We start from the raw sequence: 15,122 nt of genomic DNA, 5'->3' as shown, positions 1-15,122 counted from the left end.
ATAGGGATAGTCTGCCCTTTTTTAGGTCATATTATTAGTAGTTATCCTAATTTTACTATTTTTAATTCTCTAATCTATATTCAATTTTTTAAAGATCAATTATGCTCATCTCTATATTATTTTTTTAATTATATCAACTTAAAGTTACTTACACAACATATTAAGAATTAAATGTATATTCTTTTTGAACCTTCCAAATATTGTCCTCCCACCTGTATAAAGTCACATTATCAAAACTTTCTACGTAGTCACACTTAAATTCATTTACATATTCCCATACCTCTTTATACTTTGGAGGAAGTTTCTTTGAAGTTATGGTTATATGAAAAACCTTATCCTTTCCATCCTGCTTTTTAAAATTAATATATGGAAGTTTTTCTAATTCACCAATAAGTCTATCATGAGTTTTCTTAGCTTCTTTAGACATATTAACCTCCATATATATTACTCTATCATTAAAATGATTAAAGCCATTTATCTTATAAGGTTTAGCCTTTACTTTTTTAGCAAAGTCCTCTAGTATATTTTCTAATTCACTTATGTCACCATCATATTCAAAAGGTGATTTAATAGTAAAGTGAGCTGGTAGCTTTGAAGATTTTGCTTTAAATTTTTCATATACATCTTCTCTTAATTCATTATTAAAGTTACCACCTTCTCCTTTTACTACTGAAACTATTACATATCTCATAAATTAAGTCTCCTTCTAACTGCATTTTATATTTATATTTTACTACTATTTAAAATATAAATATAAAAGGAGCCATACCTTAAAGGTACAACTCCCTTATACTATTATGCTCTAGCATCTATTACTTTTCCTAAGTTAGGATCAATAGCTTCCATCATATTATTTAAATTATCTGCTATTTCTTTAGTATTGTCCATGCTCATTTTTAAAAGAGCTGCACCTACTTTTGTTTGAAGCGCACTCTGATTAAGAGTAACTGATAAACCACCTATTTCCATAATTATTCCCCCTCCTCTCTATATTTTTATCGCATTTTTTCTGATTTTCTTGAATATTTAATAAAATTTTATATAGAAAGTTTTTGAATTCACAAAATTCACATATACTTTAAAACTAATAATAACACTCTTTACTGCACTTATTATTAAATAATTCTTTTTTCATATTCTCTTCAAAAGCTATACCTGACTCCATGTTATCTAAAAGATTAATGGCTTTCTTTAAGTCTCTTACATCCTGCTCCATCATCTCTATATAATTTCCTCTTCCAACAACCTTAAGATGAGTAACTCCTGCCTTTTTAAGATTCTTTAATGCACATAGCCCACAGCCTGTACTTCCTGTAACATATGAATACTCTTCATCTTCTTCATCATAAAGGATTTCTTCATTTTCAATTTTACCTAAAATATTATCCACTTCTGGAAAATGCATAGAAGCTTTACTTATCTTATTTACTTCATAGGGAACCTTACATAAATGTAAAAGCTCATCACAGTGCAGCGAACTACAAAAAGCTCCTGTAAAATGGCACTTTTCATTTAGCATAAATGCTTCATATTCTAAATTTTTAACCTTATTATTTTTTATACAATACTCCATATCTTCAATGCTATTTTTTCTATGGAATATATATCTTGATATATTAAATTGATTTAGAAAATCTATGGAAAGGCTATTTATTTCAGCACACTCTCCACTTAAATGTATAGTGCACTTTAGCCCTTTATTCTTTAAATATAGGAGAAGGGCTATATCAGCTATTATAAATTCTTCAAAACCTATGTCTATTAAGTTTTTCATTATATCTAAAATAGCTTCATATTGTTCTTCTAAATAATATAAATAATTAAAAGTTATAATAACTGGAACCTTTAATTCATCCATCATTCTTTTTAATATTTTCATATCTTCATAAGACCCAATTTGAACATTATAATAAAGAACTTCTCTTCTATTTAAAGGGAATAAAGTACCATACTTTTCATTCCACTCAAAGGGCACAAAACCACAGAAAACCTCATCTGCTCCTGCTTTTACTAATCTTTCATAATTATCTATAGAGCTTAAACCTGCTGTTATCTTCATATATTCTTCCTCTTCTTTTTATATAAATTTATATAAAATTTAATACAATTCTATCTACTCCATTATCAATGTAACTTATTAACTTTTGACTATTCTTTAATAAGGTATCGTCAAAGGCAAATAAAGAATTGTATCTTCCTATCATCTTTAAATGTTTAGGATACATAAAAACATAATCAGTGCAGTATTTTTTACAACATTTAACTAATTTCTGTTTTCCTCTTTTACCAGTTTGTAGTGTAGCATTTAAAGTGCAGTATTGAGATATATTAGTTACATAAAAAGGCATATGGAGACTGCTTGATTTTTTTGCTATTTCTATATCATATCCACAAGCTTCATATTCATATCTTTCAATTCCTAAACTCTTTAAAAAGTCACTAAACATTGAACTATTAAGACTATTTTGAGCCATTAATCCTTTGTTTTCTTTATATCCATTTTTATAAACATATCTTGGGTCTTTTTTTCTTTTATTTAAAAGCACCCCTAATGAAATACTGAAATAATCTTTTTTATCTTCTAAAATACTAAGGATGCCCCAGTCATTTATTATGATTTCAATTTTTCTATTATTCTTTCTACATAGGTCATAAACTTTTTCTAATATATTTTTAGTCTTTTCTATATATCTTTCTCTCATATATGTAAAGCATAATGTTACATTTAAATTTTCTGCGTAGGCTTTTTCTATTAACCTTAATAATAAATCTTCCTTCGGAAATAGGTTATGACAAAACTCATTACCAAAGTATATACGTTTAACTTCTTTATTAAAAATACCAGAATCACTTATATAGTTTTCTTCATAATAATATTTCATAAAAGACTTTATATCATTTTCTAAATACTTATTATATAAAGTGTAGTTATCTATTTTAACTGCCAGCTCTATATTCCTATCTATGTTCTTATTATATTTTAAGTCTTTCATCCAATCCTTCTTTTGATCTATATAAAACTCATAAAAATCTAAATCCTTATCCTTTGGATAGCCAGTCATATCTTCAGAGAACTCATTTTCTTCCCCATAATTTTTTAGCATAATATATCTAGAATAATCCTTAAAAATCCTTTTTACATTATAGCTAAAATCTACATCTTCTATAGCTATAGTATAAATATAATAAAATCTTTCTTCCTTAGTATCTATAATCTTATAGTTATTTATTTCTATCTTATCATACTCATATTTATGAAAATTATAAAAACATAATTTTATGCTTTGGATCTCTTCTTTCTCTGCAAGTCTTACCTCTATTTCACTTGTAGATATTTTAAGTATTCTAACTTCCCTATCATTTAATATGCAGGTTACAAGCCCCTCTGGTAATAACTCTAGTTCTTCCTTTTTCAAAATAATCCTCCTATTAATTTTATTATCTATTATATGAAATTTCTACTTAATTTTACACGTAAAAATGCCTGTACAGTTTTTATACATTAATAAAAAACCATACAGGCTTACTATAATAAATTATACTATATTATTCAATTGAAATATTTACATCTACCTCATAATCATCTACTACCATTTTAACGCATAGAACTTGATCACTACATGCACTTGCCTTAAAGTCACCATACATTAATGTTGGTGTAGATATATCTATAATTATGCCATTTTCAGAAAAGTTAGTAGCTGTATTAGCTGTTAACATATTTATAAGTTCTGAAATAGCACTTTGAGCTAACTCATTGAATTCATCTACAGGCATTCCCATCATCATTTTTGATGCAATAGCCTTTGCTGTATCTTCACTCATTCCATAAATAATATTTCCTTTTAAATCACCAAATAATCCAATTGTAATAATTACTCCCGGACTATCTATAATACTTCCTTTTAATGATACACCTTTTTTATCTATTTTTCCAAAAACAAGCTGAGGAAGTATGTTTGAAAATGATTTTAATACCGGATTTATATGATTGACATCCATTCCCCTTCACCTCTTTTAAAACCTATGTTAATTGCTATATTACCAAACTGAGATTTGATCAGTGCTGAATAACTTTCTTGAAGTTCAGCTTTTGATATATTTATTCTTTCTCCATGAAGAGTTGTAGGAGGTGCTACCCTTAACCCAAATATTTTATTCTTTTTATTTATCATCGAACAAGCATTTCCTGCTAACATATTGGCAATTTCTTCTAAAACGTTTAATAATTCTTCATTGTTTTTAGCATCTCTTCTTAATAATACTGAAGCAAGCTTTTCTGCTGTTTCAAATGACATATCAAAAATCATTCTTCCAGAATATTTTCCTATGATACCCATAACAATTGCAATACCTTGACTTTGTATTTCTTTATTTTCATCCTTTATATCAACTATATCTGGAACAGTTTTTGTTAACTTGTTAAATAAATCTAAGGTAGAAACCTTAAAGATATCTTCATATAAATCTTCTAATTCAGCAAATAATTCTTCGTCTGCCATTACTCTATTTATAAGTAATGTTAATTCTTCTGCATCAACAGGCTTTTGAATATAACCTGACACATGAAGTTTCTTAGCTTTTTTAACTAATTCTTCATCCATCATAGAACTTACAATAATAACTTTTATATTATCATCTATTTCATGAATAGCCTTAGTACATTCAAAACCATCTGTACCTGGAATAGTCATATCCATAGTAACTAAATCAGGCTTAAGCCTTGCAGTTTCTGACTTAACTTCTTCTAAGCTTTGTGCTTCCCCAACAACATTAAACCCATTTTCCGTTAAAATCTCTCTTAGCATAGCTATTTGAAATGGAGAATCGTCCACAATTAAAATATTAACTTTTTTCATCTCTCAATACCTCATTTTCTCTTTTCATATGTATAAAATATCATATATATTTTTTATTATATTTAAAAAACACCTTAAATTCAATGTTTTTTGACTTTAATCAAATTTATTTATTTATCTTTGTAATATTATGTCGTCCACAAAATCACTTTACTTAACTATATTTTTGAATTTTATTTATAAAACAGCTTCAAAAAAGGGTATGAATTTAATAATTTTTTTAATTACTAAATTCATACCCTATAAATAACACTTAAATAATAAACTTTTACTTACTAAAGTTAATATAATAAATATTTTGTGGATCATAAAAAGAAAGTTTATATTTTTTAGCTATATCTTGTACTAAATCACTTATTACTTCAGCATCATTAAATTCGCAAGATAATATTACATATCCCTCTCCTTTATCAGCCTTTAACATATATGATTTTCCACTTATTTCTTCATAAAACATTTCTAAGTCTTCACAATTAGATACTAAGCTAGTTTCATTTCTACATAACTTTTCATAAAGTATTTGTGCTCCCATATCGTTATTAACTTTGTCTGAATTCCATACTGCACAATACCAGTCCATAATACTTACAACTCCTTAAATTTAATTATTTCTCTCTTAATTCATTATAATATATTTTAAACAAATCAATATTAAAAATACACTCTTCATATTCTGGAAAATCATTTATTATTCTATTTATACATCTTTTGCAAAAATTCTTTCTAATATTATAGTTTTTTCTCATTATATCTTTTAATCCCCATACATGAGTAAAATACTTTTGATTATTTTTAGAAAGTTCATTTAAACTTATTAACTCCTTAGGACTAATCCTCATTTTTTCTGCGCATATAGAAAATAATCTCTGTTCTGCAAAAACCATATTAATAAGCCTGTCCTCACTATTTATTAGATTTTTCATAAACTTAATAGATGAATCTGTATAATAATCTTTAAATTCTTTACTGCTTATATACATAAAGGCAGTATTAAAAGGTTTAACACTCCAATTCCACTTTTCATCAAATACATATTCATCTTTCATGGAAAAAGCCTCTTGCCCTGGATATATATCATTTATCTCTTCCTTATGTATAGCTGTTGCTTTTTCATTTTTAAGCATTTCACTTACTGATTTCCATACTATAAAATCTGTATCAATCATTGCACAAGGCGCATCTTGTTTTTTTAAAGCAACTATTTTTCCTGCTGCCCAAAATATATTAGGATTTATTTCTTTAATATTTATATCTTCTAAAGATAAATCTATTCCCCTATCCCATATAGAAGTAATCCCTAACCTTTCATAATAGTCTGCTCCTACTTTATCTGTTACCATTTTAATAGTTCCATTATTCTTTCGCCATTCTAAGGCTGATAAAATAGTTGTTAGTATCTCAAAATCCTCTATATAATATTCATTTTGCTTTTTTAAAGCAAAAAAAGGCGCAGTCCAATTTGAATGAAATGCATCTATCATTTTAACAGCCCCTTCTTTTATATTAGATTTATACCATATCCCCCATAAAAATTATTATCACTTGAACTTAAAGATGAATAATTTTTATTTTCTTCTTCTATATAATTCTTTATAATTTTGTATTTATCAAATTCTTCCTCATTAAAAATTATATTTCCATCCTCCATTAACAGTGGGAACTTCTCTCTGTCATTCATTATAAATTATCCCCTTTAAACTCTACTAATAATATAATATCACTTTATGTTTTTTTTAACATAGTTTTTTGAATTAAATTCCATGTCCTTTCTATTATAACCTGTTACTATTAAAAAAATCTATATAAATTATTACATATTTTGAAATTTATACGAGAGCATAAAAAAGACTGCCTCAATTTATGAGACAGTCTAAATATCTATGCATCTTCTTCAAATTCAACTAAAACTATCTTTTCTTCTAGCTTTGATTTCTTAATGTCAATTACTCTTTGATTTTTTGAGCCTCTATATTTAAGTTTAATATTTCTTTCTGCTAAAATAAATCTTCCATCTATAAGAACATCTGCATAGCTTAAAATTTCACTTTTCTTTTCATCAGCTAAAATTTCTTCATATGTATATCCAGACCAAATCCATATATCTTTCTCTGTTTCATCCTTTATTCTTTTTAACAAAGATACTAATGAATTATCCATTGTCTGCTCTAAGGGATCCCCACCTAAAATACTTACACCTACAACATTAGGATTTTTAACATATGATATGAATTCATCTTCAGTGTCTTTTCCCCATAGCTTCCCATGATTAAAATTCTGAAGTTCTTTATTAAAACACCCTGGGCAGTTATTACTACATCCTGTTACAAAAAGAGATGTTCTAACTCCAGGACCATTTGTAACATCAAATTTTCTTATTTGCTCATATCTCATTATAATTCCCCTTTATAGTTCTTATAGATGAAGAACTCTATCTCCTATTTCAGCTGTTCTTCCTTTATTCCAGAAGTTAGTTCCTATATAACCACAAGTTCTTCTCATTACTTGCATTTCACCTTGATCTCTATTTCCACATGATGGACAGTACCATTCTAAATTTTCATCGAGTTTTATTTCTCCAGTATAACCACAAGAGTAGCATATATCTGGCTTAGTATTAATTTCTGCATATTGAATATTATGATACATAAAGTTTATTATGCTTTCAATTGCTTCTAAGTTTCTTGTCATATCAGGTACTTCTATATATGAAATACATCCTCCTGAACTTATTCCATGGAACTTAGCTTCATATTTAAGTTTGCTAAAGGCATCAATTTCTTCGCAAACATGTACGTGATATGAATTTGTATAATACATTTTATCTGTCACATTAGGAATTTCACCAAATCTATTCTTATCTAACTTACAGAATCTATATATAAGATTTTCTGCAGGAGTTCCATATAGCCCAAAAGCAAGACCTGTTTCCTTCTTCCACTCTTCACATTTATCATGCATATAGTTCATTACTTTAAGAGCAAATTCTTCTCCTTCTTTGCTAGTATTACTTACTCCAAGCATTGCATAAGTTAATTCGCATATTCCTACATATCCTAAAGATAAAGTTGAATAACCATCATTAAGAAGTTTATCTATCTTTTCTCCTGGTTTTAATCTAGCAATAGCTCCATGTTGCCAGTGTATTGGTGATACATCTGAAAGTGTACCTAAAAGCATGTTATGTCTAACTAATAAAGCTTCTTTACATAGCTCTAATCTTTGGTCTAGCATCTTCCAGAATAAATCCATATCACCTTTAGCGATAATACCTATTTGAGGTAGGTTTAAACTGATAACCCCTTGGTTAAATCTTCCATACCATTTATAGTTTCCATTTTCATCTTTCCATGGTGAAAGATGTGATCTACACGATTCCTCCAATATTTCTATTAGTACGCACTATCTCTTCGCTCCAGCTTACCAAGCCTTCATCACGCCTTGCACTTCCATTGGTGCTAATCTCCAATGTACTCTACTCCCTTCCATTATCATTTAATAATGTGGTTTCGATAGTCTCTACACGTTTTCTGTAATAAATTCATCAAAAAATCTAACTCTCTTATTTTTTAATAGTTCAAATCTTTTCAAATTGTGTTTATTCTCGCAAATATTCTTGTTTTTTAGCCAACATTCTAAAAAGGTTCTTCCAACACCATATTTTAATGCCATACCTTTATAGTATTCTGATTTATTCTTAAATCTTTCTATTATATTATTATATTCATCAATAATAACTACTTCTCTATAATAATCTTTTCCAAGATGTGATTTTACTAAATTCTCAACATGTTCTTTAATCTTACGGACATCTCTAAGTGCTTCACTTGTTTTTCTACATTCTTATTCACTTCTAGTTCTTCCTTTAAGTTTAGATATAATATTTTCTGACTTCTCTATAAAATTTAGTATCATGTTCATCTTTTTATTGACTTTACAAGTTATTTTATAAATTAAATATCTTTTTTCCATACCTTATATCAATCCTTCTTGAATATAATTAGTACGTCTTTTATTACAGAACTTCGCACGATATTGCCATATCATTTTTGACTTAGGTTTCATCGTTAGCCAGCTTCTACGCTGACACCCCTTTTGCTTGGGTTCACAAGGTTTTACATGAGCCGTAGTTTTACAACTATATATTATAACCCATTGGTGGGAAGTAATTCCCTTCATAATTTTGTCTCATTATTTTAGCAGATTGATAATCTGGTACTAATCTCTTAGCTGTACATTCAGCAGCAAGCTTAGTAATATAATCATATTTTCCACCTTCAAGACAGTTATGCTCATCTAATACATAAACAAGCTTAGGGAAGGCTTCACCTATTTCTTGACCTTTATAATTCTTCATTCCCTGAAGTCTTTGTCTAATCATTTCTTCGCATATTAAAGCCATTTCCTCTTCATATGGATGACCTTCTTCAACTTCTAAGTAAATAGTTCCAAATGGAGATTGCATTCTCCCAGTATACTTTCGTACACCACAGACTATCTCTTCACCCTCGTCTTATTATCGTTAGGGTGGACGGCACTTCCCATGTAGTATTTCACCTACACAGTACGCTTTTCATAATCCCATAAGGATCGTATAAGCTAGTCGTTACACCTTCAAAAGAATTACTTCTTAAGCTTGGCTCGGTATTGACATGTTATGAGTCGTATAATCATTTTCTTCACCCATAATTTAGTTTTCACCGATAGCATCATATTTATTTATGATACACCCTACATTTATAGGTTCACCGTCTAATAATCTACATTATTTCTAACATAGACAGCCTTCATGTTAACCATTAGTTGTTTGTAATGTTGACAATTGGTATCTTATTGTTTGTACCCCATCTTTAAGATCCTTCATCTTCATATCTCTAGCTAATTCTCTAGCTAATTCTTCATTCTTATACTTTTCAATATAGAACTTATAAGCTTTATTTTCTGTAACCTTTAAATATTTAGCTAAATGCTTTATTGTAATACTTTGCCCACCATATTGATTTGAAGCTACCTGAGCAATTATTTGCGTTGTTACTGTACATGCAGTTCCAAAAGACTTTGGAGATTCTACTAATTTATCATTAATAACTGTTCCGTTATCTAACATATCCTCTAAGTTTATTAAACAGCAGTTAAAAATTGGCGATAATGTGTAATCCATATCATGCCAATGAATAGTACCTTCATCATGAGCTTGAACTATATGAGAAGGTATTAATCTTCTTCTAGAAATATCCTTAGATACTTCTCCTGCTATTAAATCTCTTTGAGTTGCTGCAATAACTGAATTCTTGTTTGAATTCTCCATCATTACATCTTCATTTTTCTTATTTAGAAGACTTAATATACTTTCATCTGTAGTATTAGTATTTCTTTTAAATTCTTGTACTGCTCTATATCCCTCATAAGACTTTGCTGTTATAGCCTGTCCATAATGAATAAGTCTATCATATACATAACTTTCAATATTATTTATAGTTGGAATTTCATTTTCCATATCAAATTCTTTTTCTGCATCGTCAGCAATAAGTTTAGCAATCTCAGGCATATAAATACCACTTCCATTTTTCATTGCTTTTTCTACTGCTTCCCTTATCTTTTCTTTATCAAATAAGGCTTCATTACCGTCTCTTTTAATTACTTTCATAACCAAAATCTGCCTCCTTAGTTTCCCTTAATTTTATCTGAATTTTGTTCGACTGACTCATTATACTATAATTCTATTTTGTTTGCATTCAAAAAAATTACAGAAAATATTGTGTATAAATTTATGTTCGCCCACTATATATGCCGTTTCACTATATTTTTGGCCATATTTTTGTCGAAAAAAATTTTTTTATTTTAATAAAAAATTAGGCCTTATCTAAAGAGAAAAAGATTCCAGCATTGCTAGAATCTTTTAATTTAACACTTCTATTGTTTTATTTGATTTTTTTAACTTTAACTAATTCTATTAATTAATTTTTTTCCAGTTATATTATTTAAACCATTAATTTATATTTTTATTTCTCAATCTTTTCTTTTTCCAATTTTATAGATACAAGATTCTTTTGGTCAGGACATTGAACTATAGCATTATCTCCAACCCACCATGGAAAATTACCATCAAACTGATAAGTACAAAGTGCTGGGAATATACGATTGTAACAAAGGCCACACATATTTCCTGCATTAATTACGCTAACTTCAAATTTATCTCCTACCTTATGTCCTGCTGCACAATGTCCTTTAACTGAAACAACTGTTGCTATTACCTTATTATTATAACCTGGATCTATTACCATTTTTATTTTCCCCCTTAAAATAAATAATTAATTTTCATCTTTCCATCCTACTACTCTACAATAGGTTCTTGCCGCAAATGCCCCCTGATTTTCCATCCAGCATCTCCAAGATTCTTTTCTCATATTTTTAGCCATGTCTGAAGCATCACTACTGAAAAATAAATTTTCAATTTCATTCATATGTTTTGAGAATTCTTGTGCTTCCTCTTTACTTCCATAAGACTTTATCTTTACACTTGGCTTAACATTTATAAAACCTACTTCATTAAGAAGCTTAGCATTATACTTACCACTCCTCATATTAATTCCATTATCCCTCATTAATTTTTCATTTATGGCCATCCTCTGAGAAATTATTTGATAATTAGGTGCCATTATATTTCCATCATAATCAGGATCATTTACTGCTATTATGCCACCCTTTTTTAAAACCCTAAAGGCTTCTTTTAAAGCAGATATTGGCTTATCTATATATGTTAATAACATATTCATACTTACAAAATCGAAAGTACAATCCTCAAATGGTAGATTATATACATCAGCTTCTAAAAATTTCATATTTGAAATTTTATTTTTATCAGCATTTACTTTTGCAGTGTCTATTTGTTCACCATTATTATCAATACCAATAACATTTCCCTTTGCAGCTAATTTAGAAAGAAAAATTGTAAATTCTCCATTTCCACACCCTAAATCAAGTATCTTCATATTATCCTTAATGTATGGTATAAAGAAATCTCCTTCTTCTTCAAAGGAAAACAATCTAGACCCATTTGAAAATTTACTAAAATCAACTTTTTTCTCCACTTTGATAGTTCCTCCTTTTTACTAAGATTTATATTTTAAATGTATCCTTTACTCTCTAATAAAGTAATAACTTGATTTGCTGATTCATCAACAGTCATTGACGCAGTGCAAATTGTAAGATCTGGGTTTTCAGGTTTTTCGTATGGTGCATCAATTCCTGTAAAACCCTTAATTTCTCCTGCTAATGCTTTTTTATATAAACCTTTAACATCTCTTTTTTGCACTACTTCAAGGGATGCATCTACGAATATTTCTAAAAAAGCACCAATTTCATTTCTTGCATATTCCCTCATTGATTTATATGGAGAAATTAAGGAAGCAAGGGTTATTACATTATGTTTAGTTAATACCTTTGCAATGTAAGTTACTCTCTCAATATTTTTATTTCTATCTTCCTGAGAGAAGCCCAAATCCTTACATATACCTTCCCTTAAAGTATCTCCATCTAACCTTTCACAATCTATTCCTTTGTCTTTTAAAATTTCAAAAACCCTTTTAGCTATTGTAGTCTTTCCTGCACCTGAAAGCCCTGTAAACCATATTGTTACACCTTTTTGTTTCATTGAATTTTACCCCCTAATTTTTTATTTCTTACATTTGTGATAAAAATTTTAATATGCTTAAATTCACTTTTTCATAGCAGTCATACTGTACAGCATGTCCCCCATCTTCAACTATTTCTACTGGCCAGTTAAAAGACTCTTTTAGTAGTAGAGAATCTTCTAAAGGCACTACTTTATCTTCCTTACCACATATAACGTGTACCATAATTTTTTTATCCTTTAACCCTTCATAAATTTTTAAATTTACCTCTGGAAACACAGTTCTATAAAAGCTTAGCCATCCTTTATAAAAGGACTTTAATTTCTTTTGATTAAAAAACTTTTCTTTAAATCTATCTAAATCTATTTTCTTATTAAAGTTACTATAGAATATATTGTTTAGTGCATTGCCCATAAATATACTTGTAAAGTATTCACCTACAAAAGGCCAATTAAAAGGAGAAATATTTTGTCCCTTAACCATAGGCCCAATAAATACAACTTTTCCAAAGTCATACTTTGTATAACTTTCTATAAATTTTGCTGCAATACTACATCCTGCTGAAAATGCCACTACATTTATGGTTGATGTAATATTTAATTTATCAACAAGTTCACTAATCTGCCTGCAGTATAATTTAAAATTCACCTTATCCTTTTTAGGATACTCAGAATACCCTAAACCAAAGAAATCAAACTGCAAAACCCTGTAATTACTATTAACTAGCTTTTCAATATTTTTATCCCATATTTCATAAGGCATTGGAAAACCATTTATAAGAATAACTAAAGGATCATTAACCTGTCCCATTAACTTATACCTTACATATCCTGAATTTAACTTTATAAAAGTATCTTTATCATTATTTTCATAACGGGCTTTATATCCCCCTCTTTTTCTTATAACTGGCAAAATCATTACTATTAATGTTTCTAGAATAATCATTAATATAAAAATCCATCTAAGTTTTGAAGTAAAAATTGCTATAACTACTTCTAAGAAAATTAATCCAAAGAATTTTAAAAGTATCTTATGAAATCTATTTATCATTCTTCTTTACTTTCCTTCCATCCAATTGCTCTGCAGTTAGCTATTGAAAAGAATGACCAAGATTCTTCTATCCAAACCTTCCATGCTTTTTTTACATCATCTAAATTGTCATGTTCTCCTAGACTTTCTTTTATATCAACCATAAAACTTGCTAAGTTCTCCTTGTCCTCTACTGAAGAGTAACATTCTACTTCTGCCTTAGAAACTATTTTTTTAAAGCCTGCTCTATCTAACAGGTGAGCATTATATTTTCCTTGTCTTATGTTATAGCCCTTTTCTTTAAGTGCATTTTCAATATCATTAATAGTTTCATTTATAATTTCTGAATCTACTGTAGTAATATTACTATCAAAATCCATAGAATTAATGCCTATAACTCCACCATCTTTTAAGACTCTATAAGCTTCCCTTAATAGTTTTACTGGATTTTCTAAATACAATATACGTTCATTAACCCATACTGCATCAAAGAAGTTATCACTAAAAGGCAATTTATATATATCACTTTTAATAAATTCAATATTTTCTGTAGCTTTTTCTTTAGCTAACTTTATTAACGCTTCACTACTATCTAATCCGTATACTTTTTCTATTCCATAAGATTTTGCTAATTCAGTAGTTGTATTTCCTACTCCACATCCATAATCTAAAATAACCTTTTTATCCTTTAAATAAGTTTTAAAAAATTCATTATGATTTTCTATTCTTTTAAGTATCTTATGATTTAGTGTTTTATCATTAAATATTACTTTATCTATTTCCTTTAAATGATCTTTTTCACTTGAAGAATCATTGAAAAATCTATTATTATCTACATCTTTTAAAAACTTTATAATTACCTTTGCTAATAACTCTGGCTGTTCATGCAAAATTTCATGTGCAGCTTTAGGAAGGTTTTCTACTCTTACCTGTTCTTTTAGCTTACTTTTCATAATTTCTCCTGCCAATACAGGTGCAAATACATCATCTTCTCCTTGAACTATTAGCATTGGTGCTGACCCTGCAGATTTTAATTCTTCTATAGATGTTCTTGTAAGGGCTAATGTATAAGCTGGTATTACATCTGTACACCATCCATCAAGCCATATACTACAGTCATTTCCCTTTGAAAAATATGCTTCTTCTATAACATCTTTAAAATTTTCTTTTTTATTTTCCTTATTTTTTATCATGTCTAAAGCTAATAGGGGATAAGGAAGCTGAGGTGCTAAAAAGCCACCCATTGTTATACTAGTTGAACTTAAAGCTATCTTTGGATACTTTTCAGCCATCATTCTTGCAACTCTAGTTCCAAAGGCATTTCCAATAAAATGTGCTTTTGAAGCTCCAAGTTTTTTTAAAACTAAATAAACATCCCTTGCTACATCATCAATTTTTAGAGATTCATCAAGTCCAGTACTTCCTTTTACTCCTCTAGGATTAAACATTAAAGCCCAATATCCATTTTTAGCTAACTTTTCAGATAATAATCTAAAGTCTGATGCCGGTCTTCCAATTGCCGGCACCATAATAACTGGTATATTATTTCTATCTCCTACTTCTTCAATAACTACTTTTCTATTTTCAATTTCAATTTCCATAA

General features: G+C 28.5%; 17 protein-coding genes and 2 pseudogenes. All 19 read right to left on the bottom strand.

Features of this window, described 5'->3' with window-relative positions:
* Positions 1-160: 160 nt before the first annotated feature.
* Positions 161-691 carry a 2'-5' RNA ligase family protein gene (locus BM384_RS01440; protein ID WP_090010027.1) on the bottom strand — a complete coding sequence of 177 codons (531 nt, stop codon included), beginning with the start codon at positions 689-691 and terminating at the stop codon, positions 161-163.
* Between the two features lie 104 nt (positions 692-795).
* Positions 796-969, bottom strand: coding sequence for a YjfB family protein (locus BM384_RS01435; RefSeq protein WP_090010024.1), 174 nt, complete (start codon positions 967-969; stop codon positions 796-798).
* A 115-nt stretch (positions 970-1,084) separates the two neighbouring features.
* Positions 1,085-2,059: a U32 family peptidase gene (locus tag BM384_RS01430; RefSeq protein ID WP_090010021.1), complete on the bottom strand. Its 975-nt coding sequence runs from the start codon at positions 2,057-2,059 to the stop codon at positions 1,085-1,087.
* A gap of 28 nt (positions 2,060-2,087) precedes the next feature.
* Positions 2,088-3,416: a hypothetical protein gene (locus BM384_RS01425; protein ID WP_090010018.1), complete on the bottom strand. Its 1,329-nt coding sequence runs from the start codon at positions 3,414-3,416 to the stop codon at positions 2,088-2,090.
* Between the two features lie 130 nt (positions 3,417-3,546).
* Positions 3,547-4,002: a chemotaxis protein CheX gene (locus tag BM384_RS01420; RefSeq protein WP_090010015.1), complete on the bottom strand. Its 456-nt coding sequence runs from the start codon at positions 4,000-4,002 to the stop codon at positions 3,547-3,549.
* Positions 3,984-4,859 carry a response regulator gene (locus BM384_RS01415; protein WP_090010011.1) on the bottom strand — a complete coding sequence of 292 codons (876 nt, stop codon included), beginning with the start codon at positions 4,857-4,859 and terminating at the stop codon, positions 3,984-3,986. The genes BM384_RS01420 and BM384_RS01415 overlap by 19 nt, the downstream gene beginning before the upstream one ends.
* A gap of 268 nt (positions 4,860-5,127) precedes the next feature.
* Entirely contained in the window at positions 5,128-5,439 is a 312-nt protein-coding gene (locus BM384_RS01410) for a hypothetical protein (protein WP_090010008.1), read from the bottom strand.
* A gap of 25 nt (positions 5,440-5,464) precedes the next feature.
* Entirely contained in the window at positions 5,465-6,340 is an 876-nt protein-coding gene (locus BM384_RS01405; RefSeq protein WP_090009992.1) for a DUF6734 family protein, read from the bottom strand.
* Positions 6,341-6,357: 17 nt separating this feature from the next.
* Complete coding sequence (locus tag BM384_RS01400) at positions 6,358-6,537, bottom strand: hypothetical protein (protein WP_090009989.1); 180 nt, start codon at positions 6,535-6,537, stop codon at positions 6,358-6,360.
* 200 nt (positions 6,538-6,737) lie between these two features.
* Positions 6,738-7,250 carry an anaerobic ribonucleoside-triphosphate reductase activating protein gene (gene nrdG / locus BM384_RS01395; RefSeq protein WP_090009987.1) on the bottom strand — a complete coding sequence of 171 codons (513 nt, stop codon included), beginning with the start codon at positions 7,248-7,250 and terminating at the stop codon, positions 6,738-6,740.
* Positions 7,251-7,271: 21 nt separating this feature from the next.
* Positions 7,272-8,228, bottom strand: a pseudogene (nrdD, locus tag BM384_RS01390) (anaerobic ribonucleoside-triphosphate reductase); the annotation flags it as partial.
* Positions 8,229-8,699: 471 nt separating this feature from the next.
* The gene (locus BM384_RS18445) at positions 8,700-8,828 is read right to left on the bottom strand and encodes a hypothetical protein (protein ID WP_278280885.1); all 129 of its coding nucleotides are present in this window, start codon (positions 8,826-8,828) and stop codon (positions 8,700-8,702) included.
* 178 nt (positions 8,829-9,006) lie between these two features.
* Positions 9,007-9,318: pseudogene (gene nrdD / locus BM384_RS01385) on the bottom strand (anaerobic ribonucleoside-triphosphate reductase); the annotation flags it as partial.
* Positions 9,319-9,648: 330 nt separating this feature from the next.
* Positions 9,649-10,503: an anaerobic ribonucleoside-triphosphate reductase gene (gene nrdD / locus BM384_RS01380; protein ID WP_347455045.1), complete on the bottom strand. Its 855-nt coding sequence runs from the start codon at positions 10,501-10,503 to the stop codon at positions 9,649-9,651.
* A gap of 355 nt (positions 10,504-10,858) precedes the next feature.
* Positions 10,859-11,140 (bottom strand): TIGR04076 family protein, encoded by a 282-nt coding sequence (locus tag BM384_RS01375; protein WP_090009984.1) that lies wholly within the window; start codon positions 11,138-11,140, stop codon positions 10,859-10,861.
* A 27-nt stretch (positions 11,141-11,167) separates the two neighbouring features.
* On the bottom strand, positions 11,168-11,947 hold the full coding sequence (locus BM384_RS01370) for a class I SAM-dependent methyltransferase (RefSeq protein ID WP_175537246.1): 780 nt from the start codon (positions 11,945-11,947) through the stop codon (positions 11,168-11,170).
* Positions 11,948-11,982: 35 nt separating this feature from the next.
* The gene (gene cysC / locus BM384_RS01365) at positions 11,983-12,510 is read right to left on the bottom strand and encodes an adenylyl-sulfate kinase (protein WP_090009978.1); all 528 of its coding nucleotides are present in this window, start codon (positions 12,508-12,510) and stop codon (positions 11,983-11,985) included.
* 28 nt (positions 12,511-12,538) lie between these two features.
* On the bottom strand, positions 12,539-13,540 hold the full coding sequence (locus BM384_RS01360) for an alpha/beta fold hydrolase (RefSeq protein WP_090009975.1): 1,002 nt from the start codon (positions 13,538-13,540) through the stop codon (positions 12,539-12,541).
* Positions 13,537-15,120, bottom strand: a complete 1,584-nt coding sequence (locus BM384_RS01355; protein WP_090009972.1) for an alpha/beta fold hydrolase — start codon at positions 15,118-15,120, stop codon at positions 13,537-13,539. The genes BM384_RS01360 and BM384_RS01355 overlap by 4 nt, the downstream gene beginning before the upstream one ends.
* Positions 15,121-15,122 lie beyond the last annotated feature (2 nt).

Origin of the sequence: Clostridium sp. DSM 8431 (genome assembly GCF_900116755.1) — a bacterium.
In the GTDB taxonomy this organism is placed as follows: Bacteria; Bacillota; Clostridia; order Clostridiales; family Clostridiaceae; genus Clostridium.
The sequence above is the reverse complement of the archived record's forward strand: the minus strand, read 5'-3'. Positions and strand labels throughout refer to the sequence as shown.

Coding starts and splice junctions, on each gene's coding strand:
- BM384_RS01440 (WP_090010027.1), bottom strand. CDS start 691: ATGAGATATGTAATAGTTTCAGTAGTAAAAGGAGAAGGTGGTAACTTT.
- cysC (WP_090009978.1), bottom strand. CDS start 12,510: ATGAAACAAAAAGGTGTAACAATATGGTTTACAGGGCTTTCAGGTGCA.
- BM384_RS01400 (WP_090009989.1), bottom strand. CDS start 6,537: ATGAATGACAGAGAGAAGTTCCCACTGTTAATGGAGGATGGAAATATA.
- BM384_RS01435 (WP_090010024.1), bottom strand. CDS start 969: ATGGAAATAGGTGGTTTATCAGTTACTCTTAATCAGAGTGCGCTTCAA.
- BM384_RS01375 (WP_090009984.1), bottom strand. CDS start 11,140: ATGGTAATAGATCCAGGTTATAATAATAAGGTAATAGCAACAGTTGTT.
- BM384_RS01405 (WP_090009992.1), bottom strand. CDS start 6,340: ATGATAGATGCATTTCATTCAAATTGGACTGCGCCTTTTTTTGCTTTA.
- BM384_RS01420 (WP_090010015.1), bottom strand. CDS start 4,002: ATGGATGTCAATCATATAAATCCGGTATTAAAATCATTTTCAAACATA.
- nrdD (WP_347455045.1), bottom strand. CDS start 10,503: ATGAAAGTAATTAAAAGAGACGGTAATGAAGCCTTATTTGATAAAGAA.
- BM384_RS01430 (WP_090010021.1), bottom strand. CDS start 2,059: ATGAAGATAACAGCAGGTTTAAGCTCTATAGATAATTATGAAAGATTA.
- BM384_RS18445 (WP_278280885.1), bottom strand. CDS start 8,828: ATGGAAAAAAGATATTTAATTTATAAAATAACTTGTAAAGTCAATAAA.
- nrdG (WP_090009987.1), bottom strand. CDS start 7,250: ATGAGATATGAGCAAATAAGAAAATTTGATGTTACAAATGGTCCTGGA.
- BM384_RS01355 (WP_090009972.1), bottom strand. CDS start 15,120: ATGGAAATTGAAATTGAAAATAGAAAAGTAGTTATTGAAGAAGTAGGA.
- BM384_RS01360 (WP_090009975.1), bottom strand. CDS start 13,540: ATGATAAATAGATTTCATAAGATACTTTTAAAATTCTTTGGATTAATT.
- BM384_RS01415 (WP_090010011.1), bottom strand. CDS start 4,859: ATGAAAAAAGTTAATATTTTAATTGTGGACGATTCTCCATTTCAAATA.
- BM384_RS01410 (WP_090010008.1), bottom strand. CDS start 5,439: ATGGACTGGTATTGTGCAGTATGGAATTCAGACAAAGTTAATAACGAT.